The organism is Burkholderia sp. MSMB1459WGS (assembly GCF_001534535.1).
Taxonomy (GTDB): Bacteria; Pseudomonadota; Gammaproteobacteria; order Burkholderiales; family Burkholderiaceae; genus Burkholderia.
This window is the reverse complement of record NZ_LPMU01000026.1, coordinates 113,733-139,831: the sequence shown is the minus strand read 5'-3', so window position 1 is coordinate 139,831 and position 26,099 is coordinate 113,733. Positions and strand designations below refer to the sequence as shown.

Genomic DNA, 26,099 nt, shown 5'->3' with positions numbered 1-26,099 from the left:
GTTCGATTGCTTGTTGTTGTCAGGGTCAGTGAATCACGTGCAGCTCGTAGCGGGCGTCGGAGCGGTCTTCGGCGGCGTCGCGCGTGCAGAGGAACGCATCCCAGCCGAGCCGCGAGCCCACACCGAGCATGCTCGCGCCGACTTCCGTGCGCTTCAGCACGAGCCTCACCTCGTACTCGAGCGTGACGCCGGCGAGCAGCGTCAGCATCCGCTCGAGCGCGACGGCGTGCGCGCCGCCGGGCAGGAACGCCTCGTAATCGCGCTTGGACAGCGGGCCGACGACGATCCGTGCACGCATGTCGCGCTGCCACACGCGCTCGCCGACGAGCGCCGTCGCGCCGAGCACCGCGTTGACTTCGCCGAGCACGCTCAGTTGATCGGGCGGCACGTCGTACCACTTGCCGACGAACTGGTCGATCTTCACCGGCACGCGGAAGTAATCGGACAGCGTGCGCTGCAGGTAAGCCGCCGACATCGGCCGGTGCCGCGCGGCCAGCGCGTAGCCGGCCACGGCCTCGTCGAGCACGCCGCCCGGGCCGGCGGCGAGACTGTCGCGCACCTCGTCGCTCGGCACGCCGGCGATCGCGAGCAGCAGCGGCAGGTAGCGCTCGTCGCGGTCGAGTTCGTAATGGAACGGCAGCCGGTATTTCTTCCACGCCGCATAGAACAGCGCGGTCGCGCGGTTCGAGAACACGTCGAAGAACGCGCGCGCCGCGTGGTCGCGCCTCAGATGCTCGCGCGCGACGATCTGCTCGGTGTAGTGCAGCGGCAGCGCGCCCTGCCCGCCGAGCAGCCCGAAGAACGCGGGCGTCAGCTCGACGCGGCCGAGCTCGCCGGCGGCCAGTGCGGTGTCGCGCTGCTCATCCGAGTTCAGCGGCGTGCCGTCGTCGTCGTACGAACGCGCGCCCTCGATCTCGCTCGGCGGGAAGCCGAGCGACAGCGTGTTGCGGAATGCGATGCGCTGCGCGACCACGTCGCCCTGCCGCCACGCGCCGGGCGCATCCGACGCCTGCCGCGCGAACAGCCCTTCGAGCACGCGCACCGCCTGGAAGAATTCGAAGCGATGCGGCTCGTCGAGCAGCGCGTCGACTACGCCAGGATCGATTCGCCGGTTCGGGGCTTGCATCGAATGATCTCCTCGCCGGTGCGCTTCGACACGACGACCAATTGAACGAAACTGTTGAGGTGGACGTACAGCCCGAAGAAGCTGTCGAGCACGCGCACGAACGACGCGAGGCTCGCGCCGACGAAGTGTTCCTCGTCGATCGTCAGCCGGATCTCGATGCCGCGCACGAACGTCGCGAACGGCTTGCCAGGCAGCCACTGCACGGCGCCGCGCTGCTCGATGCCGGCGAGGCCGTCGATCTGGCGCATCGACACGGCGGTGCGTCGCAGGTCGTACAGCGTCAGCATTTCCTTCAACGGCGCGAGGCCGTGCGCGACGAGCGACACGTGGTTGAGCGCGAGGTGCGACACGAGCCGCCAGTGCGCGGCGCGGCCGCGCTCGAAGCGCACGCTTTGCGTCGGGCGGCGCAGCAGCGAGATGCCGCTCGTCTGCGCGCCGCCTTCCTGGAACAGGTCGCCGCCTTCGAGGCCGAACGCCAGCATCGCCGGCAGGTCGCGGTTCGTGCAGGTGAGGTCGAGGCTCAGCGTGTCGGTCTGCGGCGACGTCGGCTCGAAGTCGATGTCGACGATCGAAATCTCGGTTTCGTAGCCGGGGCTTTTCTGCGCGACCCAGTCGTTGCGGCGCGCGAACCAGTAATGACCGATCCGCGCCGATTCGCCGTGATGCAGCGAATAGAACGGCCGGAACTCGATCACCGATTCCTCGTGCGCCTGCTGCCGGACGAGCTTCACCGAATCGATCGAATACACCTCGTACGCAAACGCACGCCGCGCCTCGGCGATCACCGGATACGACACCGCGCGGTGCGTGATGCGGATCGGCTCGCCGTGCTGGCGGAACAGGTTGACGATCGGCGTGCAGAACAGCCGGAAATGGCTCGCCGTCAGCAGCTCGAGCAGGCGCGCGACGTGCGAATCGCTGCGCACGTCCTGCAGTACCAGATGCAGCGTCGCGCGCTGGCAGCGGCCCGACGCGCGTGCGATCGCCGCGAGGTCGAAGTCGACGAAATCGAACTTGTCGGGGAACGCGAAGTATTCGGTGAGCAGCCGGTACGCGGGATGCGATTTCGCCGGATAGTCGATCAGCGCGTCGTCCTCGGCGAAGCCGGCCTGCGCGATCGGCAGCTTGCGCAGCGCGGTCCAGCGGCCGTTGCGTTCGGGCTCGACGTACGCGCCGAGCACGTTGACGAACAGGCAGTCGGTCAGCGCGGCGACGAACGACTGCTCGCCGTGCAGATGCGCACGCAGCGTCGACACCTTCAGCGCGCCGAGATCGAGCTGCGCGGCGAGCGATTCGAACGTGATCGAGATCACGCCCGTCGCGTTCGACGGCAGCACCGTCGCGCTCGGCGCGAGCGCGACCGGCGTATAGCGCGCCTCCGAGATGCGGATCGGCGCGAGCGTCACGTCGTAGGCGGTGCGGAACCGGCATTGCACGCCGCGGATCGGGCGGCTCTTCAGCTCGGTGCCGCGATCGACCACGACCGGTTCGGTCTGCTGGCCGGGCGAAGCCGGCGTGAACTGCGCGATCGAGCAGGACGGGAACGGCCGCAGGTAGTGCGGATACAGCACTTCCAGCAGCGCTTCGGTGAATTCGGGGTAGTCGTCGTCGAGCTTCTTGTTGATGCGCGCGCCGAGCAGCGCGAACGATTCGATCATCCGCTCGACGTGCGGATCCTCGCAATGCTCGCCGGACAGCGCGAGGCGCGCGGCGATCTTCGGATAGCGTTCGGCGAAATCTCGCGAATAGCGCCGCAAAAACGATAATTCGCGTTCGTAATACGGCAGCAACTCTTCCATCGACGACCCCGAACCTCAATATTTCATGCCGGACCTGATCGACCACCGGGCGGTCCGGCCCGCTCGGCGGCTTGATTTACTGCATTCGTGCCGCGCGTGCGCGCGTGACCGAATATTGCAGCGTCGACGGTTGCAACATCGCGTCGAAACTCACCGGCTCCTCGGCCGGGTGCACGACGAGCAGTGCCTGGATCGCGAAGTAGAGCGCGTTGGTGGCCTGCTCGTTCAGCTCGAACGTCACCTGTACCTGCTGCAGGCGCGGCTCGTGGCGCGCGATGGCCTGCTGGATCGACTTGCAGATGAACGCGCGATCGTAGTGGCTCGCGAGGCTCAGCCCCGCGAAATCGTTCAGTCCGTAGGTCAGCACCGATTTCTGGCATTCCGGCAGTGCGGCCAGCTCGTCCTCGGTGTGCGCGATACGGGTGTTGAGGATCGCCTCGACGTCGCGGGCGACCGTATTCTTGAGCTCGTCCAGCGACAATTGCCGCATCGCCGCCGCTGCGGGCAGATGCGGTTCGTCGTCGAACAGCTTGTCGAGAAAACTGGGTTCGAATCGTTTCATGACGAAAACGGCAACGGGACGCGACGCGCCCCGTTGCCGCAACCGACCTTAGACCGCGTAGGTCTTGTCGTTCTTCGTCAGGCTCCAGGCGCCTTGCGTGTTGCCGCCCTGGTTGCCGCCGATCTTCTGCTGGGTTTGCTTCCACTGCACGGCTGCGTATTTCAGCGAGAACGTCTCGATCGGCAGACCTTCCTCGCGAACGCTCGGCGCGATGCTCGAGATGATCACGTACTTGAGCTTGACTTCCAGATACTGCACGCGCTTGCCTTCACCGTCCGCGCGCGAGAAATGGACCGTCACTTCGTCGAACGTGGTACCGCCCGAAGCGTGCTGATACAGCAGCGGGCTCGACGAATCGATTTCCTTCGTGAAGATCATGTCGCCGTGCTCGCAACGCGTCATCGTATGACCGCCAGCGGTCGATGCGGTTGCCGAACGCGGCTGAACGATCGAGTGATCCCACGATTTCAGTTCGATCCAGCCCTGGTGGTCCTTGTCCGCGGACTCGCCCTTCACCGCGGGACTACCAAACTGCAAGTGCATATGTAACATGGCCCTTCGACTCCCCAAAGAGGTGGTTTTAACGTCCTACCCAGGCGGCCCGCCCGGGCGATTTACTCGCTTATGAATTTGCCGGTTTGGGCAGATCAGCGACAAGTCGCAGAGAAATCGAGAGTTCGTCGAGCTGAAAGTGCGGGCGCAGGAACGCGACCGAACGATACGAGCCCGGCTTGCCCGGAATCTCCGACACTTGTATGGATGCCTCGCGCAGCGGAAATTGCGCTTTCTGTTCCTGCGAGGCGTTGTCGTCGAGCAGGACGTATTGCGAAATCCACCGGTTGAGGAAAGTCTCCACGTTCTGCGCCGATGCGAAGCTGCCGATCTTGTCCCGCATCATCGCCTTCAGGTAGTGCGCGACGCGCGATACCGAGAAGATGTACTGAAGCTGGGCGGACAGGACGGCGTTCGCATTCGCGCTGTCGGTGCTGTATTTTTTTGGCTTCTGCACCGACTGCGCAGCGAAGAACGCGGCGTAATCCGAGTTCTTGCAATGGACGAGCGGGATGAAGCCGAGGTCGCTCAGCTCCTTCTCGCGGCGATCGGTAATCGCGATTTCGGTCGGGCACTTCAGCGCGACTTCACCGTCGTCGGTCTTGAACGTGTGGGTCGGCAGATCCTCGACGAGGCCGCCGCCTTCGACGCCGCGGATCGCCGCGCACCAGCCGAAGTCGTCGAACGCGGCCGTCAGGCGTGCCGCGAAGGCCCATGCCGCGTTGCACCACAGGTACTTGTCGTGATCGGTGCCGTCGACTTCCTCGACGAAGTTGAAGTTCTCCGCGGTCTGGCCGTCCTTCGGATTGAACGGCAGGCGGCCGAGGAAGCGCGGCAGCGTCAGGCCGACGTAGCGCGAGTCCTCGGCGTCGCGGAACGACTTCCACTTCGCGTATTCGACGGTATCGAACACCTTGCCGAGGTCGCGTGGCTTGCCGAGGTCGGAGAACGACTCGAGACCGAGCAGTTCCGGCGACGCCGACGCGATGAACGGCGCATGCGCGGCCGCCGCGACGTGCGACATCTGCTCGATGAAGTACATGTCTTCCGGCTGGCGCGAGATCTCGTAATCGCCGATCAGCGCACCGAACGGCGAGCCGCCGAACGTGCCGAATTCTTCTTCGTAAACCTTCTTGAACAGCGCGCTCTGGTCGAACTCGCTCGCGCCCTTGAAGTCGCGCACGAGATCGCGCTTCGGTGCGTGCAGCGCCTTGATCTTGATCGTCTGGCCCGTGTTGCTTTCCTTGACCAGATAGTCCATCCCGCGCCACGTGCTTTCGAGGCGCTGGAATTCCGGCGCGTGCATCACGGCGGAAAGCTGCGTGGAAATCAGGCGGTCGAGTTCCGCGACGCGCGCGTCGATCGTGGCCGACAGGTTGTCCGACACGATCACCGTGCCGTCGAGCACCTGGTGCACGAGTTCGCCGATCAGGTCCTTCGCACGCGCATGCTCGGAATCGGATTTCGCGACCTTGCTCTTCTCGACGATGTCGTCGAGCAACGAAGTCCCGGCGGCGTATTCCGCGCCGCTCGCTTGGGCCGCAGCCGTTTGCTGGTTCATCTCAACACTCCGTCGTCATTCGCCGTCTTTGTCGCCGCCGGTGCCCTTCGCGAGCGCCTGCAGCTGCTGCGTGTTCTTCAGCACCTCGGACAGCAGATCCTCGAGCTTGTCGTTGCCGGCGAGCTTGTTGCGCAGGTCGGCGAGCTTCGAACGCGCCTCGAGCAGGCGGCGCAGCGGCTCGACCTGTTCGACGACTTGGTCCGGGCTGAAATCCGACAGCGAGCGGAACTTCAGGTCGACCGCGAACTTGCCGCCTTCCGGGCTCAGGCGGTTTTCCACCTGGAACGCAGCACGCGGCTCGATCGCCTTCATCACGTCGTCGAAATTGTCGCGGTCGATATTGACGAACTTGCGATCGCGCAGCTTCGGCTGCTCGATTTCGGACTGGCCCGCCAGATCGCCGACGACCCCGACGACGAACGGCAGCTCCTTCACCTCGATCGCATCGCCCTTCTCGACCTCGTAGGTCAGCTGGACGCGCGGCGGCCGTATTTTCTGCAAGCTTTTCTGAATGCTTTCTTTCTTGGCCATCTCGACGGCTCCCAGGTTAGTTGTGGTTATCGCGTCAGTTGCGGTTTCAGTTGCGCAGTGCGCCGAACGGATCCGCGCTGCCCTTTTGCGCCGTGGGCGGCGTCGGCGTGGTCGACGCCGCCGCCTCGGCGGCCGGTGCGGCGCCGCCCCTCGGACGATGGACGACCCGGCGCGGCGGGCGCGGTTTCGCGACCTTCGTTTCCGGCGGGAACAGCGCCGATTCGCCGAGCGTGTCGCGCAGTTGCTTCGCGAGCGCCTGCGCGTCGGACTTCGCATCGCCCGCGAGCGACGCGTCCTGGCGCAGCTCGCCGAGCGACTGCGTCGCGATCCGCAGGCCGGCGACGGCCAGCACGCTCTTCGCCTGACGATCGGTCGCGTCGCGCTGCAGCGCTTCCTGGGCGGCGACGATCGCCTGCCCGTAATGGTTTTGTGCGAACTGGATTTGCGCGATGCGCGACCACGGTTCCTCGCGCGTCGGATCCGACTTCGCGAGCTGCTGGTACAGGCCGAGCGCCTTGTCCTGGTCCCCCGCCTTCGCGACGGCGTCTGCATCGGCCAGCGACTTGTTGAACACTTCCGCAGTCGGCGGCGCGGGAGGCTGGCTCGCACAGCCGGCGATCACGCCGCAAGCCACCACTACCCCAGACAGTTTTGCGAACAGACGGTCTTTCATCGTTATATCCACCGGCGCGTGAGTTTTAAATCGTTGAGAATCTGGTTCTTTTGCTTTGCAAGAAGCGCGCGGGTATAGTACCGATCAATTTTTCATAATTCAATCGTCGTGTGAAGAGTAATTCCTTTTAAAACCGGGCGCTACCCCCTCGAATGGCCTCTCGCCGCGGGCTCGCGGCGGTTTTTCTTTCGGCCGGAATGCGCAAGTTTTACTGGCCGCACGACCCGCCGCCCGGATGGCGGAAAAAATTTCCGAACGCTTGCCTGGCGCGGGCGTGCTTAATAGTTGAACGGTGCAATGTCGGGGATACGCAGCGAACGCGGCAATATCCCGGCAGTTTTGACAGGGATAAAGGCGGCACGCCGGAAAAACGATGAGATCGTCCATGATTCGCTACGCGCTGCCGCTGGTTGCGTGCGCCCTTCTGGCCGGATGCGCGGCCGCCCCGCTGCTCGGCTCGGCCGCCAGCGCCGTGATGTCCGCGGCCGGCATCGGCAAGCCCGAGGTGCCCGACGCGCAGAAACCGCCGCGCAATATCGGCCTCACGCTGGCCGCCGCGCCGAACCTGAATGCCGCGACCGACCACAAGCCGCTCGCGCTCGTCGTCCGGCTCTATGCGCTGAAGGACCCGACCTCGTTCCAGCAAGCGCCGTTCGACGCATTTACCGATCCGACCAAGGAAAAAGCCGCACTCGGCGCCGATCTGCTGAATGTGCGCGAAATCACGCTGATTCCGGGCCAGCGCTATACGGCAACCGAGAAGGTGTCGCGTGAAGCGCAGGCATTCGGCATCGTCGCGCTGTTCCGCGATCCCGCAATACAACGATGGAAACTGACGTTCGATCCGGTGAAGTCGGAGAAATCCGGCATAATCGTCGGCCTGCATAATTGCGCGATGACGGTCACCGACGGTACGGTCATCGCTCCGCAGCAGGGTGCGCCGTCGCAACCGCTGAATATGCTTTCTTCGGTCTCCTGCGGTTAAACATGACGCACGAATGTCAATTAACAAGAGTTAACACTTGGCGATTTAATTCGGGCACGAACAAATCGATTACATCGCAACGCCACATTAACCGGATTTGACATGAGTTATTCGGCCAAGGTGCTGTGGGGGGAAGGGCTGTTCCTCCGGCCTCAACATTTTCAGCGGCAGGACGCGTACCACGAGGCGCGCCTGTTCGAGTCCATCCAGGCGATCCAGCCGTACAACTGGGGCGTGCGCTCGGTGCGCATCGACCGCGACGCGCTCGGCAGCAACGTGCTGCGGGTGGCCGAGCTCGCGCTCGTGTTCCCGGACGGCGCGCTGTATGCCGCGCCGCAGGCCGACGACCTGCCGCCGCCGATCGCGCTGGACACGTTGCCCGACGGCATCAACGAATTCGTGTTCTATCTCGCGCTGCACCCGCTGCGCGAGAACGGCACCAACTACAGCGACGATCCGGCCGCCGGCTTCATGACGCGGTTCGTCAGCGAGCAGACGAGCGTCGCCGACAACTTCACCGACGCCGCCGAAGCCGACATCACGTTCCTGAAGACCCAGGTCAAGCTGATCGCGCACAGCGAGCCGCGCGACCAGTTGCTGTCCGTGCCGCTCGTGCGCGTGCGCCGCACCGCGACGTCCGGTTTCGAGATCGACGACAACTTCGTGCCGCCATGCCTCGCGATCGAAGCGTCGCCGATCCTGCACCAGCGGCTGCGCCAACTGGTCGACGCGCTGCAGGCGAAGGTGAACGCGCTGTACGGCTTTCACCGCGAGCCGTCGAAGAACATCATCGAATTCCGCTCCGGCGACATCGCGTCGTTCTGGCTGCTGCACACTGCGAACGCCGCGTTCGCGACGCTCGCGCACCTGCACCAGCACGCGGCGCTGCATCCGGAGCGGCTGTTCCACGAACTGCTGCGCCTCGCAGGTCAATTGATGACGTTCTCGAAGGGCTATACGCTCGCCGACCTGCCCGTGTACCGCCACGACGATCCCGGGCCGAGCTTCGCGCGTCTCGACCTGATGCTGCGCGAATTGCTCGACACCGTGATCTCGACGCGCTATTTCGCGATCACGCTCGACGAGGTGCGCCCGTCGTTCCACCTCGGCCGCCTCGATTCCGGCAAGATCGACGACAAGACCGAGTTCTACCTCGCGGTGTCGGCGGACATGCCGAGCGTCGAGCTCGTCGATGCGGTGCCGGCCCGCTTCAAGGTCGGCGCGCCCGACGACGTCGACAAGCTCGTGCTGTCGGCCATGCCCGGCGTGCGGCTGTCGTACACGCCGCAAGTGCCGCCCGCGATTCCGGTGCGCCCCGGCGCGTGCTACTTCGCGCTCGATTCGCGCAGCCCGCTGTACGAGCGCATGCTGCAGGCCCAGTCCGCGATGATCTACGCGCCGACTGGCATCAATGACCTGAAATTCGAACTGATCGCGGTCACATCATGAGCTACGCGCCTTCCCTGTTCGGCGACAACGTGCCGCCGCCCCAGCATAGCCCGGCGTCGACGGACTCCGCGTTCCAGGCCCGCTCGCTGCTCGATTTGCTGTACGACGGGTTCTTCATGCTGTTCCTGCTCAAGAACGGGCGGGAACCGGACAGCGCCAGCGAGTTCAGCACGCGGATCCAGGAATTCCTGTCGGATTTCGAGCGCGGCGCGAAGAAGCTGAACATCGCCGCCGAGGACGTGTACGGCGCGAAGTTCGCGTTCTGCGCGGCCATCGACGAGATGGTGCTGTCGTCGCAGTTCAAGATCCGGACCGACTGGGAACGCCGGCCGCTGCAGCTCGTGCTGTTCGGCGAGCAACTCGCGGGCGAGAAGTTCTTTCAGTATCTCGAGGAAGGTCGTGCGCAGGGTGCGGCCCGACTGCAGTCGCTCGAGGTATTCCATATGTGCCTGCTGCTCGGGTTCCAGGGCAAGTATCTGCTCGAGGGGCCGGAAAAGCTCGCGTATCTGACCGCGCGGCTCGGCGACGAGATCGCACACATGAAGGGCAAGCGTGCGCCGTTCGCGCCGCATTGGCCGCTGCCCGATCAGATCGCGCATCGGCTGAAGCGCGAGGTGCCGGTGTGGGCGATCGGCGCGGTTTTTGCGCTCGTCGCGCTGCTCGCGTTCATCGGGCTCAACACGTATCTGAAGGACAAGACGCTGCAGACGCTCGCCCCCTATTCGCAGGTGATCAAGGTCGGGCCGGAGTCGGCTAATTTGACGATTTCGCTGCCGTAACAGGCGTGCGTTTTTCGAACGCCACTTCATGGAAAAAGGACCGCCTGGCGGTCCTTTTTCGCTTCTATCCGCTTTATCGGGACAACTGAAGAAGATCGACGGCGTACCGATGCGTCACGCCATCCAGACGTCTTCGTAGCCGGCATCGTCGATGATGAAGCGTGCGCCGGCCGGCAACCGCAGATAAGGCAGGACCCATGGCAGGCACGCCGACAGGTGCGCGGCATGCACGGGCTGATAGAAGTCGGCGGCGTCGCTGTATTCGCCGCAATGGAAGAACCAGCCGACGTTGTCGCCTTCGGACAGCGCGATGCGCGTGCCGTAGACGGGCATGCGCCCGAGCGTCGACAACGCGACGGCAACCATGTCTTCCGGTTCGACGGCATGCAGCCCGTAACGTGCGCAAACGGCATCCTGTTGCGCGCGCAGCACTGCCGGATCGTCGGCCATGTTCGTTTTCTTCCTGTCTTTCGGCGAGTCAGCCGGGTTGCCAGCACAACCGCGGGTCGTCTGCGCCGCCGGTCGATACGAAATATGTAGCAGCCTGCGTCGCCGTTGCCCGATCGACGCACTGCCGCGCCGGACAGCTGCCTCGCTGGCCGCCTGCCACGAGTTCGATCGTGTCGCCTGCCGGCGCTTCGGGCACCGTTCGCATTCGCCTGCTCGTCGTCACAACAGGATGAATGCGTCGTTCTCGACGTAGAAGACGAACGCATCGAGCAATTGCGCGACGCTCGGTTCGTCGACCTGATCGTGTGCGTTGATCACGATGTCCTCGATCGTCGCGCTGTCCAGCGTGACTTTCCAGTCCGGTTGGGCCGCGATGGCAGGCGCAACGTCGGCTTGCACGTCATCGGCGTCTTCGAAAAACGCCCCCTCGGTGTCGAGCGTCCACGGCATCGGCGGCAGGTAAAGCCGCCCGGAGAAATCGCCGGGACGTTCGAGAATATGGTGCAGCGACACTGCGGTCGGTGAATCGAGCGACATGGGTATTGCGGTGGTATCCGGGTTGATTGCGTTGCATCGGCCGCGCGCGACCTGCGACAGGCCGTGATTATGCCAATTCCTTGCGCGCCCGCCTTCCGGTGCACGTCAGTCGATACGCACCGTGACCGGTGTTCCCGCAAAAGCCGCCGCCCCCCTGCTTCACGTGTTCCAGTCCGTCTGTCGTGCGCACCACGATCGTGACCGGCGCCCGTCCTTGCGCCCATCGCGCATCCGGCGTCAGTTGGGATATTCGGCATTTCTCCACGCAACGAGACGGGCTCGGCATCGCCATAGCCGGCCACCCGCTCAATCCCTGTCGATCTGCTCCTGGCCCGGTGGTTTCGACACCCGCCGACGGACTGTGTTCGTCAGATTATTCCGCCCGCGCGAGCACGTCACCGGTTTTCCGTGAAATCGATTGCAATCAGGGCCACTTCGACTTCCGGTAAGGCTCGGTTGCGAGTAGTGTCTACGTGCCCGTATTCCGGCCCAGCCGGGCCCGACCGGCGCCCTGCACTCATTTACACAACGCTGCACACTGGAGATCTGCGATGAAACGTTCGAAGTTCCTGTTGTCGGGCCTGCTGCTCGCGTCCGCCCTCGGCTTCACGGCAGCCGCCGCGCACGCGGACGACCTGCTCGATTCCGTGAAGAAAGCCGGCGTGCTGCGCGTCGGCCTCGAGGGCACGTATCCGCCGTTCAATTCGCGCGGCACGTCCGGCCAGCTCGAGGGCTTCGACGTCGACGTCGCGAACGCGGTCGCCGGCAAGCTCGGCGTGAAGACGCAGTTCATCCCGACCGAATGGAGCGGCATCATCGCCGGCCTGCAGGCCGGCAAGTTCGACGTGATCGTCAACCAGGTCACGATCACGCCGCAGCGCAAGGAAGCGCTCGACTTCAGCGAACCGTACACGTACTCGGCCGCGCAGCTGATCCAGCGCAAGGACGACACGCGCAACTTCAAGTCGCTCGACGATTTCAAGGGCAAGAAACTCGGCGTGACGCTCGGCACCAACTACGACCAGATGGCGCGCACCGTGCCGGGCATCGAGGTGCAGACGTATCCGGGCGCGCCGGAGAAGTTGCGCGATCTCGCCGCGGGCCGCATCGAGGCGACGCTCGACGACCGCCTGATGCTGCCGTACATGATCAAGACGTCGAACCTGCCGCTGCGCGCGGGGGCGGTGCTGAACGGCGGCAAGCAGGAAATGGCGATCCCGTTCCGCAAGGGCAACCCGAAGTTCGAGAAGGCGATCAACGACGCGCTCGAGTCGCTGCGCAAGGACGGCACGCTGAAGAAGATCTCGACGCACTGGTTCGGCAGCGACGTGACGGTGCCGGTCGCGCAGTAAACGATCCAGCGATCCAGCGCTTCAACGCGTCACGCCGGTCATGTCGATGAAGGCGTGACGCGTCTCCTCAAGCCGCTTCGTCGAAGCGCGCGAGCAGCATCTGGCCGATCGGCGTCAGCGCCGGACGCACGGCCACCGCATTCACGCGCACCTGCGTCGGGTCCACCAACCGCTTCTCGACCAGCACGGCGAAAGCGGGATTCGATTGATCGACGCTGTCCGGCGCACGTGCAATGCGCAGCAGCATCGAGAATTCATGCGGGCTCAGCATGGTTCACGTCTCCTGATCGTCCGCGATCCGGTCCGAACCGGCGTCGATCGTATTTTCGAAGGAAAGGGTGCGATGCATGATCGCTGCGGCGCCGGGAGCGAGATCCCGGTGGTCTGCCTGCGACGCGGGCACGTCGTCGCGAGCAGGTTGCGCGCGCCCCGCAGCCGGCGATGCCGCCGCGGCACGGGGGCTTCCCACCTTATGGACATATCATGACGCGGACGTGACAGTGAAATGGGGAAGTAGCGGATTGAAAGCAGGGCCGCGCCTGGCCGGCCACAGCGGGCTGGGTATGACGACGCGCTACGTCCGCGGCGCTCATCCCGTAAGACGATCACGCTGATCGCCGTGCTGCCCCTGCCGGCGCCACGCCAGAGCCCGCGCGCGGTGTTGTAGTGCGTCGAGCGAACGCAACAGCGCGCGCTTCAGCAGGCCGGCGGCCGGTTTCTCAACGATCACATGCACCAACAGCGCTGTGCCTATCGCCGCAGCGACGACACCCCAAAACAGCACGCGCTGGTCAACGACCGGGCCGGCTTGATTGAACACCATGTAACCAACGTTCTGGTGAATCAAGTACAACGGGTAGCCCCCGGAACGGTCCATTGAGAAGATCTCCGCTCCGGCTAGCGATAGCATTCAGCCAGCGCGCTTCAATCTCATACGCTTCGCATGCTTCACAACGAGCTTGCTCGCCTCGGTACAGTAGCGCCATTGCATTGCGAGTAAATCGGTGGCCCTTCTCGCATTCGAATTCATACCGCTCGTTGTAGCCGGCCCAGGTGCCAGAGAGACAACGCCAGTTCAGCGCCGTAACAGTGGCGTGCAATCGCTCAAACGCTACCGCTCCCGCTTCGTCGAATCGACATGCCGTACACCATGCCCCATCCAAGATCGAACCGGCAAAGCTTTGCCACTCATGGCCTGCTGCACAACGAAACCGGTATCGTGACATCAGGCCCGTATAGCTTTCGCTCAAACAAGCCCCACCCCGTAACGCCGCTGCCGCCTGCAGGCGTGCAAGTCCGTCATGGTCCAATCGGCGCGCAGAATTGGCTTCCGCCACGCAACGCCGACACCAGTGGCCGGCAACGTATGCTGTCCCAGCGCCTCCCACTCATGCTCCTTCGCACAGCGGAGACGGTATCGCCTCGCTACGGTCGTGAATTCGCTCCCTACAAACTCTCCTCCGCGCTCCCTGACAATTTCCATCCATCGGTCACGCAGCGCTTCCCGCTTGCATTCGGGACATGCGGTCACATTTTTGTACAGGATAGACGTCGCAAGCCGCTCGAATTCATGCCCATTCGAACACCGGAAAAGGTAGTTCGCCTGTGCTCCAGCCCATGCCGTCGTCAGAAGCGTGAGCCCTCCCGCCTCCGCAAGCTCTACTGTATGTTTAAACGCCTCTTCAGCTGTACGCGCCATATCCTAAACAACCGCATTGTTTCATCACGAACACCGAACATCCCACCCAATCGGAACAACTTGCTCCGAAGCCATCTAGAAGACGAGTCCCGAGCTAGAATGCAGTCATGGAAAATCAGCTGAAACCGCACCACGGAGAGATCCCAATCCGTCAAATCCGCGCGATGTACGACGACCACACAATCCGAGTCTACCAAGCGTACTCAGACGCGATCGCCGATTCTGCTCTGACGAATGGAACATTCGTTTCACCACCGTTCAAGATGGAACGAATGACCTGGATTAAGCCATCGTTCATGTGGATGATGTACCGTTCAGGTTGGGGACTGAAAGATTCCGGACAAAGACGCATTCTCGCCATCGACATATCGCGCCAAGGCTTTGAGTGGGCATTGGCTCATAGCTGTCCGAGTCACCCTGAGGAAGCAATGAATCGAGAGGAATGGTTGCGCATTAAGGAGAGCGCTCCCGTACGCGTTCAATGGGACCCAGAGCGCGATCTATCGCTACAACCGCTCACACACCGTGCGATACAGATTGGCCTCAGCAAGCAAGCCGTCGACCTGTATGTGCATGAGTGGATACAGCGCATCACCGACGTAACTCCGCTGGCACATAGCGTGCATTCTCTCGTCCTCCAAGGCGATCTCGAGTCAGCCCGCGCCTTGCTGCCCATAGAGACCGCTTACGAACCCAGCGCTTAATTCAGTTTGAGCGATCGCTTACGGCACCACTCGACTGCTGTGCCCGGCCGCGCTCATTTAGTTCATGCAACAGATCCCGGCCGTCAACGATCCAAAATTTATCGACGGCCGGGAACACATGATCGGGCAAGGTATTCGCAAAGTCGACAAATTCCCCGGTCCAACCATCAGGAACATAGCGCTCCAACCGTGGACCATCATGATAAAAAGCGAAGAATCGCCTGCTATCAAAATCAATGAACGCAATTGGGAACAAAAAACCAACGTCCCACCAAGATTTCGCACTTGGGAATCTCTCCAGTAGAGCATTCCTCAAAAAGCCAATACTTAATCGATGAGTTATCGGCTCTGCCAAGAATTCTTCAGCTGCATTCTGGTCGACAACTACAATACCGGCCCTCTCCGTTGCCGTTGCACCCTGATCAGGCACTTCGTAGCCTGCAGCGACAAACTCGCCCCTCCACTTTTCCCAATCGAGTACCAAATTATCGTGGTCGGACAATAGCCAATAAACCTCCCCCTTGTGACGCGCCACCGCAACGGCATATTGCCGGTCAAGCAAGTCGGGGGATGCTGGCCCTAGAATTTTTTCGAGATCTGTCATTGCTTCACCTTACCTGATCCTGGAACTGCGTTCTCCTGCAACCATTGCCCCCAAGGTGATGGCAGCTCGTAAGAGCGGCCTGGCGTGGTCGGATCGACTATCTTAGGAGCCAATCCACCCTGGTTCAACGGGTTCCGATTATAACGATACTGCGGAATCGCATTCTCTTGGATGAAATCATCTAACCACGCAGGTATTTCGAATGAAGTCACAGAGCTATTAGGGCGCAATGTTTTGAAATATTCCGCATGCGCGGAATCACCAATACTAATGTTCAACGTCCCATTCTGAATAATCGGGTTTCCGTTAGAATCCAGCGTAATAAGTGTCTTGCTCGCGTTAGGCATCTCGCCACCTTGCACCCGGTAAACGGTTGAGGTGTCGCCAACCGTCACGTCCGGTGTGCCAATCTTGCCGCCGATCTTCGCCCCCGCAACGATGCCCCCAACGGTGCCAACAACAGTACCGACAGCATTTGGATCACCTTGGCCCACCGCTTTCATCGTATCGGCCAGGCCAGCAACCGAATTGACGGCCGTTTGCTTCACACCGTTCTGCCGGATCGATTGGCCGATCTCACTGACCGGATCGCCGACGCCGCCACCAACAGCAGACAACCCGTCCAGCGTTTGCAATACGCCCTGCGCGCCAGCATTGGCTACTGTCTTAATGCCTGATGAAGCGGCCGTTCCCACCCACGACGCAACTTGCGTGGCCTTGCTGTTCGCGAGCTTTGCAGCATCCCATGCCTTCTGTGTCCAAGTGTATTGCAGGAACGTCGGATCGCTCGCTTGCGCATCACGCAAGATCTTCTGTGCTTGAGCGTCTTGCGCTCCAAGCTTCTGCATGTCGTCATAATGCCGGAAGTCCGCGGTACCCTTCACGAACTCCGCAGAACAATCGACTTGCGAGCAAGCAGCTGCAATCAAGCGGTTGTAGAGATCGACATTGTTCCCTGCCAAAGCCTTGATCTTGTCAATTTCCATGGGGCTCAATTGCCGATTGAAGCGATCCGCGCTCGCTCCAGTCAACGCTCCCGCTCCGCCTCCGGCCAACGCCCCCGCTCCGCCTGCCAGCACGTTCGACGCAAGATTCCCCAGCAGTTCGTCTACGCTCGCGTTACCAGTCGGCCCCGCGTCCTTAATCGATTTAGCGAGCTCATTCAGCTGCGGCGCGAGCTTCGCCGACACACCGGCGCCCGCAGCTCCACCAGCTGCTCCCAATCCCCCACCCGTCAACCCGCCCGTCAATGCACCACCAGCGATATGCAACGCGACGCGGTTGTCGCCGCCTTCGGCCCAGTCCTTCGCATCTTGCAAATATTGCGCCTGAAGCTTCGGATCGGTCTCGTTTGCCGCCGCCGTCAATGCTTCACGCTGCTTCTTGTCCGCATAGCTGCCAATCTGCTTTGCAATCGCCTCCGATGCCGCCTGCGCCGCGTTGATGAGATCCGATTGATTGCTCAGCACCTGCTGCAGATCCGGCGTCTTGCTAACCGTGCCATTCAGGTCCGACGTATCACGAGTCAGCGTCGCCACATCCTGCTTCTGGTTCGCCTTGTCTGTGATCGTGATGTTGCCGGCACTGATTGCACTCTTCGTGGTTGCATTGCTGCTATCACTCTCGCTCACGTACAGCGGCAACGCACCACCCGTATTCTTACCGCTCGTCGGCCCATGCGTAGCGTAATTGTTGCCACCATCACCCACGCCCCCGCCCGCACTAATCCCGAAGCTGCTCGCGTTATAGCTTGAGCTGTTCTGGATGTTCGAGAACGATAACGTCCCAGTCGTCAGCTGATTCTTGTCAGGCGTCGCCGTGCTCGCGATGTACGCGCCCTTCAGGTCGGTGTTGCCCTTCACGGTGATGTCAAAACCACCGTCTCCGGCCTGAATACCCGATTGCTCGTTCACGCCAGCGTAGTTGCCGCTCGCATGACCGCTCTGCGCGCTGAAACTCGCGCTGCCGCCGCCCTGGCTAACACTGAATCCGCCGCCCGAACTGCTCTGGTGAGCCTCGCTGCGGCTCGTATCCTGCACCGACGCGAGATTCAGGTTGCCGCCGACATCCGTAATCACCTTGTTCGCGTTGACGTTCGCCCCGACGATATTGGTGTCACCGCCACTGATGATCGTCGCCGTATTGCTCGCGTTGATGTGCGTATTGTTCTGCGTCGCCGCATCCGAATTCGCATCACCGTGCGCGCGCGACATTGCCGCCGACACGCCAAACCCGCCCGTGCCATACGAGACACCCACGCTCGCACTCTTCGACTCGTTCGTGCTGCGCGTGCTGTCGGTATCCGTGCTGTTGACCAGATTGACCTTGTTGGTCGCCTGCAACAGAACATCCTTCGCGCTCACGTCCGATCCCTGGATCGTCACGTTGCCCTGCCCGGCGTTCTTGTCACCCGTCGCGACGAACGCGGCCGTACCGCCCGCCTTCACGCTGCTGCCGTTGTTCTGCGTGCTGTTCTCGGTGAACGTCGACTTGCTGTACGACGAGCCGAAGCTCAGCTCCATCTTCGCTTCGACCTTGCCCTTCGGATCGTTCAGCGCATTCGTCATGTTGCCCGTTGCACCGACAAGATCCGCCATCCCGCCCGCCGCCGCGATCGCGTGCAGCGCTGCCGCCCGGCCGTCCTTGCTGCCGCCCGCGCCCTGCGCCTGCTGATTCACGTTCTGGATCGCGTCGATCACCGGCGACTTCACCGCGAGCGTGAAGCCCGAACTCTTCACCTCGTGCGTTTCTTCGTGATGACGATCCGTCTGCGATGCATCGATCGTGACTTCCTTCGCGATGCCGGTCACATCCTGACCGGCGACGATGTCCGAACCGGTCACATGGAGCTTGTTACCAGCCACCATCGACACGCTGCCGTCCGTGCTGCCGATCAGGCTGCCCTGCGAACCCTTCACCGTATCGCGGCTGGTATCGATCGTCTGGTTCGTGCCATACGAGATCCCTGCGCCCGCGCTACCGAGGCCGGACTTCTTCACATCCTTGTAGTGATACTCGCTCGAAGCCGTATCCGCCGTCGTGACCGTCAGGTCGTGGCCGGCAGAAAGGCTCACGTCGTTGGTCGCCGCGATCGTCGCCGCCTTCGCCGTCAGATCGTTGCCAGCCTGCACCGCAACCGTGCTGCCCGACAACGTCGTGCCGACCGCATTGGTGTAGCTGCTCGAATCGATCGTATGCGTCGATTTCGACGACAGGAAGCCGTTTTCCTTGCGGTAGTGCTCGTCGTTCGCGCTCGCGCTCTGTTCACCGGCCTTCAGGTTGACATCATGGCCGGCGCTCACGCCGATTGCGCCCTGCGCGTTGGCATATGCAGCCGTCGCATTCACGTCATGGCCGGCCACTATCGCCAAGTTGCCGCCCGTCGCGATCTGCGTGCCCGTGTCGCTCGACGCCGTATGTTCCGCGTGGTTGCGAGCATCCCACTTCACCGCGTCCTGGCTACTTTGGCGAACCGAATTCAGATTCACGTCATTGTTGGCTGCCAGTACTGCATTGCCAGTCGTCGCGATTACGGCCGCATTGGCGTTCAGATCGTGACCGGCGACCGCCTGTAAGCTGCCAGCATTGATCGTCGAAATACGGTCGAGACCGGTTGCACTACCGGTCTTCGTGGTGGCCGAACTCGTCGTAGTCGTCAGGTTGAGGTCCCGCCCGGCCGACAGCGCTACGGTATTGCCCTGAATCAACCCGCCAATATTATTGAGATCCTGGTTCGCGCTCGCGAGCACGGTTCCGCCCGACACGGTACCGCTGTTGTCGATCGAATCCGCATGGATGATCGTGACGTTGCGGCTCGCGATCATGCCCGAGTTCTTGTACGCACCGTCGGCATTCATCGTGACGTTCTTGCCGGAGATGATCGTACCTTCGCCCGTCACATCCGCCGCGTTCGCGTGCAGATAGACCTGCGGCACCAGCACCGTCTGCTGGCTACCATTCGGTAACGTCACCGTCTGACTCACGAGCCAGACGATGTCGCTCGTCAGCGCGGCCATCTGCGCATCGGTCAGCGCCGTACCGACGTTCAATCCGAACTGCTGCGATGCCTTCACGCCATTCGCCATCAGCGCCTGATATTCGCTCTGGTTGTCCGTATAGTCGCCAATGAAACGCTGGCCGGTGGTCTGGATGATCTGCTGCTGAATCAGCTGCTGCTCGTAGAAGCCGTCGCCGATGCGCTTGAGAACCGTGTTCGGATCGACCTTGAGTGCGTCCAGCATCGTGTCGCTCGACAGCCATTTCCGGTAATCGGTAAAGCGCGGGTCCGTCTCGATCAGGAAGTGGCTGCCGGGGTCGCTCGTGACCTGATACAGCGCGTTGTTGGGCAAACGCGTGTTCGGCGTCACCGTGCGCACGACGACATCACCGACATTGGCCTTTACGGCCGATACGTTACCCGCACCGACACCAGACACGCCCGAGTCGACCACCAATTGCCCGCCAATATCCTTGCCCGCCACCGGCGTCACGCCCGTACCGCTTGCGCCCTGCGCAACGGACGTCGCTGCCGCCACGCTCTTGATCGGATTTGACGGCTTGCTCGGATCGGTCAGCACCACCGGCAGATCGATGGTCTGCGCCGGAATGGCCGGCATGAAGGGAGTCGAACTGGTCGCTCGCTCGTCACCGCTGAACGCACCGCCAGACTGAACCCACGTATAGATCGCCTGGCCTGAACCCGTGAACGTTTCCGTGCCTTGCGCACCGATGTTCTGTACGTTTTTCGGATTGTTACCGTCACCGGCCACGATCTGACTCTTGTCGTTGACGCCCGAGACGGTATTGATCGTGATACTACGACCAGACGTGATCGTGCCCGGTTGCGAAGCCGTGACAACATCCTTGGTCGATGTCACGTTGGCCGTATAAACGGTGTACGTCTGGACGAGGCGGCTCGCCACGTCCGCGTTATACCCGACCAGCGCCTGATTCAGGCTCTGATAGGCGGCAACGGTCGCCTTGTACCACTGCTGGAAAGGCGCACATGCCGCGTTGGTCGAGGTCAGGCACGACGGGCTCGCCGGATCGAAGGGATTCGGTTTTGCACCCGTTACGTCCGCTTCAGTGGGAGCCTTGATGGAAAACCAGTCGCTGCCGACGCCCCTTCGTCCGAAAATTAGCGCGGCGGGCGCCGTCATGGCGAACGGCCCCTGCGTGACCCACGCCGGGTTTGCCTCGGGCGGCGGCGTCACGCCGAACGTCGCCCAGATGTCAGCTGGCACCGTACGATACGCGCCAGTCTGGGCCGCCGCCGCCCCCGAGCCAAAGTAATCGGCGGCGTACGCCGTGTTGTCGATTTTGCCGGCCACGCCGTTCATCGTGTACTTCGCGTACTCGGCGAACGGATACTTGGTCGACGGCAGCAGAATGAATTTCTGGTCGTCGTCCAGCGCCCACTGATAGTCCGTGCCCGGATGAATTTCCTGACTGTTCTTCTGGTACAGATAAACGGTCGACGGATCGATCTTCTCCGTCGAGCCCGGCACCTGATACCACAACTGGTTGCCACTGTCGGTCGTAACCTTCGAAGTCTGGAAGTTCGAGTTCAGATTCTCGAACCGGTTCGCGCTGATCGTGATGTCGCGGCCCGCATCGATCTGCGCGCCATTGTTCGTCACGAGTTGGGCGCTGCCGGTTGCCTGACGATTCGCATCCAGCGCGCCGCCAACGCGAATGTCGTTGCTCGCGTAGATCAGTGCATTGTTCTGGTTCTTGAAAGTCTGCGCGCCGATGTCGAGATCGCCACGCGATGCGATCACGCCCCCCACGCCTTGGGCGTTCTGGTCGTTGATGACTGTGTTCGCCCCGACTGCGACCGTATCGCCATAAATCCGGCCACCGGCATTCGTGATGGTGTCTCCGGCGGTCACCGTCGTTGTGCCACCATCGATCAGACCTTCGTTCGTAATCGACTGATTCGCGTGGACGTTCGTAGCATTCCCACCAAAAATCTCGCCTGCCGCACGGTTCTGGATCGAATTGGCATTCACGTTGGCAACATTGCCCGCCGACAGTGTGCCGCTGTTGTCGAGCGCGCCGCCGACCGTGGTCGTCAGATCATGGCCCGCCACAATCTGTCCGGTGTTGGTCAGATCGCCTTGCGTCGTCACATTGACGTCGCCCGCCGATTGGAGCTTGCCGTCGTTGTTCAGCGTCCCGGTCGAGACCGTCAGTTGCTGGCCTCCGTTGATGTCGCCCCGGCTGTTGACCAGCGCATTCGACGCTCCCAATGTTGCGGTGCCTTTCGACTGAATGCTACCCGACGTGTTGTCGATGGTCGGTGCGATCAGCTTGGCATCCTTGTCCGCACGAATCGAGCCGGACGTATTGTCGAGCGCCTGGTTGGCGTTCAACATAACGCTTGCGCCCTCCATTCCGGCCGTCAGCCCCGGCACACCTGCGGTCGTCGGCAGCGTCGAATTGGCTGTCTGCGCATTGCGAATCGTATCGCCCGTCACCGACAGCGCGCCGCTCGCGTGCATGGCCCCGCGCGTGTTGTCGACCGTCGTACCGGACACCGTGACATCCCTGTTGCCGCCGATCTGGCCGGCCACGTTCGACACCGTGCCGGCGCTCCGTACGGTCAATGCGCCGTCCGCCACGAGCGAACCCGCATCGTTGGTCACGAATGCGGTATTGACGGTCGCCGCACCGCTCGACGAGATTGCACCACCCACGTTGCTCAGTGCTCCGGTTGTCAGCGTGACACCATTGCCGAGAACCTGACCACCTGTGGACTGCCCTGCCAGTATGCCGTTGTCGAACGTCTGGCCGCGCGTATCGATGTCGACCGCTCCCGTTGCCTGCACCAAACCCGACCGGTTATCCACCGCCCCCGCCCGACTCGTCAGCGATTGACTTGCCGCCACTTTGCCGAGCGTGTTGTCGATCGCACCGTGTCCGGATGCAAGCGTGACGTTCGCCCCCGTGATCGTGCCGCCCGAGTTCAGCAATCCCGCATTGGTCAGGGTCGTGTCGCCCGACGCGAGCAGCTTGCCGCCTGCGTTGTCCGTCGTGCCGGATGTCGTCACTGACAACGCACCGGAAACCGAACCGATGGTGCCACCGTGGTTCGACACGGTCTGCGCCGCCACGGTCGTGTCGTGTGTCGCCGCGATCGTACCGCCTGCATTCGTCAGTGCGCCTGCTACAGTGAGCTTCGCCGCATCCGCCGACACCGTGCCTTGCGAATTGTCGAACGTACCGGCCTGCGTGTTCAGCGCGCCAGCTGCGGTAATCTTGCCCTGCGTATTGTCGAGTGCCTGAGAGACAGTCAGCGCCATGTCGCCGGTGGACGTGCCGATCTGGCCCGCACGGTTGCTCAGCGTGCCAGCGGTTGCGATCAACCCGGTCGACCCCACCATCTTGCCGCTATCGTTCGACAGCGTGCGCGTGGCAGTCAGCGACAATGCATCCGACGTTGATCCGATCTGGCCGCCCGCATTGACCAGGTCCCCCGTCTGGATTTGCGCACCGTGCACGGCCGTCATACTGCCGTTCGTGTTGTCGATCGTGTCGCTTGCGACGGTAAGTGCATTGGCCGAGCTCACCGTCCCGCCAGTACTCGTCAGCGACTGCGTCGCACGCAGCGTCGTGTCGCCAGCGGCCGATCCGATCGTACCCGCCGCGTTGCCAATGCTGTTTGCCGTCACCGACAGGCCATTGCCGCCGACCATGGAGCCCGACTGATTCGAGACGTCGCCCGTCGCCGCCACGGTCAGTGCGTCAGTAGTGCCGATCTTGCCGCCCGTATTCACGACATCGGCCGCTGTGATCTGTGCCGCATGTGCGCTGATCGATCCGGCCGAGTTGTCGAGATGGGCCGTGTGAATCGACAGGTCATTACCGGACGCAACTTTGCCGTTTGCGTTGTTCAGTGATTGCGTGACATCGAGCGAGGTGTCACCCGCCACGGAGCCGATCTGGCCTTGTGCGTTGGAAACCGTATTCGCCGTCAGCGTGAGGCCATTGCCGCCTGCAATCTTCCCGTTATCGTTCGCGACGCGCCCGGTCGCCGTCAGTACCAACACGCCCGTCGACGTGCCGATCTCACCGGCCACGTTCGTCAGGTCGGTTGCAGCGATCTGCGCCGTGCGCGCCGTGATGTGCCCTTGGGTATTGTCGAGCGCACCGGACGAGTTCAGCGACAACGCATCGGCCGCCAGCGTGCCGGACCGGTTCGATACCGATTGCGCGGTCACGTTCGCGAGGTTCTGCGAGCTGATGATGCCCGAGTCGTTGACCAGTTGCCCCGCATTCAGCGTCACGTTCTGGCCGCTCATCATGCCGGCGACGTTCGACAACGTGCCATTCGCCGTGACGTTGACTGCGCTGGCCGCATTCACGGTCCCGTGGTCCAGCGTGACGTCGTTTGCGAACAGATTAACGTTGTCACCCGCTGCCAGCGTGCCGCTGCTCGTGACGTTCGCAGCGCGTGCCGCGACGGAGCCACCGCCGACGAGATTACCGGCGGAATCTGCCCCCGCGTATGCCTGCCCGCTGTTGCTGAACGACGTGGCGGCTGTCAGGTTCGTGTTGCCGCCTGACGAAATCGTTCCGGCGTTCGACAATGCCTGCGACGCGTTCAGATCGGTGGCCTGCGTACTGACAATCGTGCCTTGCTGAGAAACGTTGGCGCCATCGATCCGGGTGTTCGCGGCCGACTGCAGACGCGCGGTCGGCGCAATCGTCACATCGCCGTTGTTCGAGACTTCAATATCGCCGGTCAGTGACGTGACAGCACCCGCGTCTCGCACGCCCACGCCGGCCTCGGTCCCGATCATCCGGACGCTATTGGCGAACATGCTACCCAATGCCTGCACGTCGATTGCGACGCCCGGCACCGCGCCAGTGCCGGCCTGGGCCTGCGCGGCATTGCTCGCATAGTCGACCCGGTTCGCGCCCGCTACCGCATTGATCGAGTCCGCCCACACCTGACCGTTGATCGTCATCGCACGCGAAATCAGGTCGATCGCACTGCCGTGCGCGTCGAGTCCTGCCCCGGCGATGCCGATCTGTCCTTGCGTCACATTGAAACCCGCCAACGTGCCGTCCGGATTGAACGTCGGCACGCCGGTCGTCAGCGTGACACGCGGCACATTCAGAAAACCGCAACCCGAACAGGTGATGCCTGCCGGGTTCGCGATCACGAGGTTTGCGCGATTGCCCGCGATCTCGGTCGGTCCGAGCAACTGACTGGGGTTACCCGACGTGACCTGGTTGACGATCACGCGGGCCGAGCTGTTGCCGAGAAATGGATTGCCTTGGACCCAGCCGGCGAGCTGCGTTTGCGAATTCTGGCCACTGTTGACCAGCACCGCGCCCTTCGTACCCACGTTGTACTGCGCGAAGTTGTTCAGCGAGACGCCGTTTTTCGGTGCGGTGATATTGACGAGCGGCACGCCTGATGCCGACACGCCAACGACCGGATGGGTCGGACCGCTTCGATCAGGCGTGATCGGTAGCGAAGCCTGCGCTTCCGCAACGAGGGGCTGCATGCCAAATGTGCAGAGCGCGGCAAAGACTGTCGCCCGTGCCGCGAACCAGATCGAGACCCCGGAATCCTCGGCCGGACGAACGACACGTTGTACACGAGAGCGCTCGCCGCCCCCATGCGCCGATGCGTTTTCGTCAACTGCCACCAGCATGCCGCGCACGGCACTGAATACCAAGCGAAAGATTCCGGAATTCATGATCGTTTTATTCTTGAATGCATGTCAGGCCGGCATTGCGCACATCGCGCAAACGACCGGCCCCACTCACGTTACTTGCAGCTCAGTGCCACCAAGCCGTTGATGTTGCCCGTCGTCGTAGCCGGTATGCCGTACGACACGATCAGATACGGTTGCTTCGCATCCGAGCCCATGACCGTGCTCATCAGAGTCGACTTCGTTTTGGCGCTGAGTTCGGTGAGGCCGACCGAGGAAGTCCCGACGAACGACTGGTTCTGGTCGTTCCCGATCGAGTACTGCAGATTCAACGTGTAGTTGATGGCCGTATTGCCGAACGTGTCCGTTCCGCTCGTCAGCGTCGCCGTAGCGCCAGTCAGCGAACCCGGCGCCGTATTGCCGTCTGCCGACGTCGGACGCGTTGCAAAAGCGAGCGAACATTGCATCTGCACAGCCGAGGTCACATCGATTGCAACCGGTACGCCGACTGCCCAGACCTGGCCTTGATTGGCGTTATACGTAGCGCCCGATGAATCGGCGCCGTCTGTCCAGCGGCCGATCGCGATGTCACCATTTCCAGCGAGGTCCGTCACGACGCCCTTCGTCAGCGTTTTGATCGTGCCCGACGAACCATACGGAATCGCGACATACGCACCCGGCGCGTGTTCCTTGAGCGTCGATACAGGCTGAGAGAGCGCCACCAGTGTGTAATTCCCGTTCGGCATCTGCCCGCCGTTCCACGACGCGGGCGGCATCAGAACACGAACCGTCGAAACCTGGCTCGAGATCGATTGCGATTGCCCTTCCACACGAATCCCCGACGAAGACGACGCGCTGCCCGACTGTGCTCCGTTCGACGACGCGCCACTCGATGCGGCATTGCTACCGCTGCCACCATCGTCACCACCGCCACATGCGCTCAGGCCCAGCGCAGCCACCACCGCAAACGTTGCCGTTACAGCTTGAAAAACACGGCGCTTCTCGTACACGCTCTGCATAGTCTTTCCTTCTTCTCTTTCTCGATCGACAAAAACACCCCGAGTCGCA

Annotated in this window: 20 protein-coding genes; 5 read left to right on the top strand and 15 right to left on the bottom strand. The window is 62.5% G+C overall.

Annotation, left to right across the window (positions count from 1 at the left end):
* Positions 1–25: 25 nt before the first annotated feature.
* The 7 genes from tssG to WT97_RS12255 form a co-directional block, all read right to left on the bottom strand.
* On the bottom strand, positions 26–1,126 hold the full coding sequence (tssG, locus tag WT97_RS12285) for a type VI secretion system baseplate subunit TssG (RefSeq protein WP_059499707.1): 1,101 nt from the start codon (positions 1,124–1,126) through the stop codon (positions 26–28).
* Positions 1,090–2,925 (bottom strand): type VI secretion system baseplate subunit TssF, encoded by a 1,836-nt coding sequence (tssF, locus tag WT97_RS12280; RefSeq protein WP_059499708.1) that lies wholly within the window; start codon positions 2,923–2,925, stop codon positions 1,090–1,092. The genes tssG and tssF overlap by 37 nt, the downstream gene beginning before the upstream one ends.
* A gap of 76 nt (positions 2,926–3,001) precedes the next feature.
* Positions 3,002–3,487, bottom strand: a complete 486-nt coding sequence (gene tssE, locus WT97_RS12275; protein WP_059499709.1) for a type VI secretion system baseplate subunit TssE — start codon at positions 3,485–3,487, stop codon at positions 3,002–3,004.
* 48 nt (positions 3,488–3,535) lie between these two features.
* A complete protein-coding gene (locus WT97_RS12270) occupies positions 3,536–4,039 on the bottom strand; it encodes a type VI secretion system tube protein Hcp (RefSeq protein ID WP_059449787.1) in 504 nt (167 codons plus the stop codon).
* A gap of 70 nt (positions 4,040–4,109) precedes the next feature.
* Positions 4,110–5,600, bottom strand: coding sequence for a type VI secretion system contractile sheath large subunit (tssC, locus tag WT97_RS12265; protein ID WP_059499710.1), 1,491 nt, complete (start codon positions 5,598–5,600; stop codon positions 4,110–4,112).
* 15 nt (positions 5,601–5,615) lie between these two features.
* Positions 5,616–6,131, bottom strand: coding sequence for a type VI secretion system contractile sheath small subunit (tssB, locus tag WT97_RS12260; protein WP_059499711.1), 516 nt, complete (start codon positions 6,129–6,131; stop codon positions 5,616–5,618).
* Positions 6,132–6,177: 46 nt separating this feature from the next.
* Positions 6,178–6,804 (bottom strand): M48 family metallopeptidase, encoded by a 627-nt coding sequence (locus tag WT97_RS12255; RefSeq protein ID WP_059499712.1) that lies wholly within the window; start codon positions 6,802–6,804, stop codon positions 6,178–6,180.
* Positions 6,805–7,177: 373 nt separating this feature from the next.
* On the opposite strand from WT97_RS12255, the gene tssJ reads away from it, so the two are divergent.
* The 3 genes from tssJ (at position 7,178) to icmH (ending at position 10,017) form a co-directional block, all read left to right on the top strand.
* Complete coding sequence (tssJ, locus tag WT97_RS12250; protein WP_034209794.1) at positions 7,178–7,789, top strand: type VI secretion system lipoprotein TssJ; 612 nt, start codon at positions 7,178–7,180, stop codon at positions 7,787–7,789.
* A 102-nt stretch (positions 7,790–7,891) separates the two neighbouring features.
* Positions 7,892–9,238 carry a type VI secretion system baseplate subunit TssK gene (tssK, locus tag WT97_RS12245; protein ID WP_059499713.1) on the top strand — a complete coding sequence of 449 codons (1,347 nt, stop codon included), beginning with the start codon at positions 7,892–7,894 and terminating at the stop codon, positions 9,236–9,238.
* Positions 9,235–10,017 (top strand): type IVB secretion system protein IcmH/DotU, encoded by a 783-nt coding sequence (gene icmH / locus WT97_RS12240; RefSeq protein ID WP_034209792.1) that lies wholly within the window; start codon positions 9,235–9,237, stop codon positions 10,015–10,017. Before tssK ends, icmH begins: the two co-directional genes overlap by 4 nt.
* Before the next feature lie 114 nt (positions 10,018–10,131).
* Here the strand turns inward: icmH and WT97_RS12235 are convergent, their stop codons facing one another.
* Genes WT97_RS12235 through WT97_RS12230 form a run of 3 tightly spaced genes read right to left on the bottom strand, consistent with a single transcriptional unit; the run spans position 10,132 to position 11,004 of the window.
* On the bottom strand, positions 10,132–10,467 hold the full coding sequence (locus WT97_RS12235; RefSeq protein WP_059499714.1) for a hypothetical protein: 336 nt from the start codon (positions 10,465–10,467) through the stop codon (positions 10,132–10,134).
* 28 nt (positions 10,468–10,495) lie between these two features.
* Entirely contained in the window at positions 10,496–10,672 is a 177-nt protein-coding gene (locus tag WT97_RS35175) for an Imm1 family immunity protein (RefSeq protein WP_082751380.1), read from the bottom strand.
* A gap of 14 nt (positions 10,673–10,686) precedes the next feature.
* Complete coding sequence (locus WT97_RS12230) at positions 10,687–11,004, bottom strand: hypothetical protein (protein WP_059499715.1); 318 nt, start codon at positions 11,002–11,004, stop codon at positions 10,687–10,689.
* A gap of 551 nt (positions 11,005–11,555) precedes the next feature.
* Here WT97_RS12230 and WT97_RS12225 point away from each other — a divergent pair.
* Positions 11,556–12,356 carry a transporter substrate-binding domain-containing protein gene (locus WT97_RS12225; protein ID WP_060031456.1) on the top strand — a complete coding sequence of 267 codons (801 nt, stop codon included), beginning with the start codon at positions 11,556–11,558 and terminating at the stop codon, positions 12,354–12,356.
* Between the two features lie 67 nt (positions 12,357–12,423).
* Here WT97_RS12225 and WT97_RS12220 read toward each other — a convergent pair whose 3' ends face one another.
* Entirely contained in the window at positions 12,424–12,627 is a 204-nt protein-coding gene (locus WT97_RS12220; protein WP_027783368.1) for a hypothetical protein, read from the bottom strand.
* A 318-nt stretch (positions 12,628–12,945) separates the two neighbouring features.
* Positions 12,946–13,233 (bottom strand): hypothetical protein, encoded by a 288-nt coding sequence (locus tag WT97_RS12210; RefSeq protein ID WP_156440247.1) that lies wholly within the window; start codon positions 13,231–13,233, stop codon positions 12,946–12,948.
* Between the two features lie 929 nt (positions 13,234–14,162).
* Between WT97_RS12210 and WT97_RS32665 the strand changes: the two genes are divergently transcribed.
* A complete protein-coding gene (locus tag WT97_RS32665) occupies positions 14,163–14,759 on the top strand; it encodes a DUF4291 domain-containing protein (protein ID WP_082751379.1) in 597 nt (198 codons plus the stop codon).
* A gap of 1 nt (position 14,760) precedes the next feature.
* On the opposite strand, the gene WT97_RS32660 is transcribed toward WT97_RS32665, so the two are convergent.
* The 3 genes from WT97_RS32660 to WT97_RS12200 all read right to left on the bottom strand — a co-directional run bounded on the left by WT97_RS32660 (position 14,761) and on the right by WT97_RS12200 (position 26,050).
* Positions 14,761–15,363, bottom strand: coding sequence for a hypothetical protein (locus WT97_RS32660; protein WP_082751378.1), 603 nt, complete (start codon positions 15,361–15,363; stop codon positions 14,761–14,763).
* Positions 15,360–25,076 (bottom strand): hemagglutinin repeat-containing protein, encoded by a 9,717-nt coding sequence (locus WT97_RS12205; RefSeq protein WP_257128485.1) that lies wholly within the window; start codon positions 25,074–25,076, stop codon positions 15,360–15,362. The genes WT97_RS32660 and WT97_RS12205 overlap by 4 nt, the downstream gene beginning before the upstream one ends.
* A 71-nt stretch (positions 25,077–25,147) precedes the next feature.
* Positions 25,148–26,050: a hypothetical protein gene (locus WT97_RS12200; RefSeq protein ID WP_059499721.1), complete on the bottom strand. Its 903-nt coding sequence runs from the start codon at positions 26,048–26,050 to the stop codon at positions 25,148–25,150.
* Positions 26,051–26,099 lie beyond the last annotated feature (49 nt).

Bases quoted from the DNA above. Each gene is read 5' to 3' on its own strand.
- tssG (WP_059499707.1), bottom strand. From the start codon at position 1,126: ATGCAAGCCCCGAACCGGCGAATCGATCCTGGCGTAGTCGACGCGCTG.
- tssF (WP_059499708.1), bottom strand. From the start codon at position 2,925: ATGGAAGAGTTGCTGCCGTATTACGAACGCGAATTATCGTTTTTGCGG.
- tssE (WP_059499709.1), bottom strand. From the start codon at position 3,487: ATGAAACGATTCGAACCCAGTTTTCTCGACAAGCTGTTCGACGACGAA.
- WT97_RS12270 (WP_059449787.1), bottom strand. From the start codon at position 4,039: ATGTTACATATGCACTTGCAGTTTGGTAGTCCCGCGGTGAAGGGCGAG.
- tssC (WP_059499710.1), bottom strand. From the start codon at position 5,600: ATGAACCAGCAAACGGCTGCGGCCCAAGCGAGCGGCGCGGAATACGCC.
- tssB (WP_059499711.1), bottom strand. From the start codon at position 6,131: ATGGCCAAGAAAGAAAGCATTCAGAAAAGCTTGCAGAAAATACGGCCG.
- WT97_RS12255 (WP_059499712.1), bottom strand. From the start codon at position 6,804: ATGAAAGACCGTCTGTTCGCAAAACTGTCTGGGGTAGTGGTGGCTTGC.
- tssJ (WP_034209794.1), top strand. From the start codon at position 7,178: ATGAGATCGTCCATGATTCGCTACGCGCTGCCGCTGGTTGCGTGCGCC.
- tssK (WP_059499713.1), top strand. From the start codon at position 7,892: ATGAGTTATTCGGCCAAGGTGCTGTGGGGGGAAGGGCTGTTCCTCCGG.
- icmH (WP_034209792.1), top strand. From the start codon at position 9,235: ATGAGCTACGCGCCTTCCCTGTTCGGCGACAACGTGCCGCCGCCCCAG.
- WT97_RS12235 (WP_059499714.1), bottom strand. From the start codon at position 10,467: ATGGCCGACGATCCGGCAGTGCTGCGCGCGCAACAGGATGCCGTTTGC.
- WT97_RS35175 (WP_082751380.1), bottom strand. From the start codon at position 10,672: ATGCGAACGGTGCCCGAAGCGCCGGCAGGCGACACGATCGAACTCGTG.
- WT97_RS12230 (WP_059499715.1), bottom strand. From the start codon at position 11,004: ATGTCGCTCGATTCACCGACCGCAGTGTCGCTGCACCATATTCTCGAA.
- WT97_RS12225 (WP_060031456.1), top strand. From the start codon at position 11,556: ATGAAACGTTCGAAGTTCCTGTTGTCGGGCCTGCTGCTCGCGTCCGCC.
- WT97_RS12220 (WP_027783368.1), bottom strand. From the start codon at position 12,627: ATGCTGAGCCCGCATGAATTCTCGATGCTGCTGCGCATTGCACGTGCG.
- WT97_RS12210 (WP_156440247.1), bottom strand. From the start codon at position 13,233: ATGGACCGTTCCGGGGGCTACCCGTTGTACTTGATTCACCAGAACGTT.
- WT97_RS32665 (WP_082751379.1), top strand. From the start codon at position 14,163: ATGGAAAATCAGCTGAAACCGCACCACGGAGAGATCCCAATCCGTCAA.
- WT97_RS32660 (WP_082751378.1), bottom strand. From the start codon at position 15,363: ATGACAGATCTCGAAAAAATTCTAGGGCCAGCATCCCCCGACTTGCTT.
- WT97_RS12205 (WP_257128485.1), bottom strand. From the start codon at position 25,076: ATGAATTCCGGAATCTTTCGCTTGGTATTCAGTGCCGTGCGCGGCATG.
- WT97_RS12200 (WP_059499721.1), bottom strand. From the start codon at position 26,050: ATGCAGAGCGTGTACGAGAAGCGCCGTGTTTTTCAAGCTGTAACGGCA.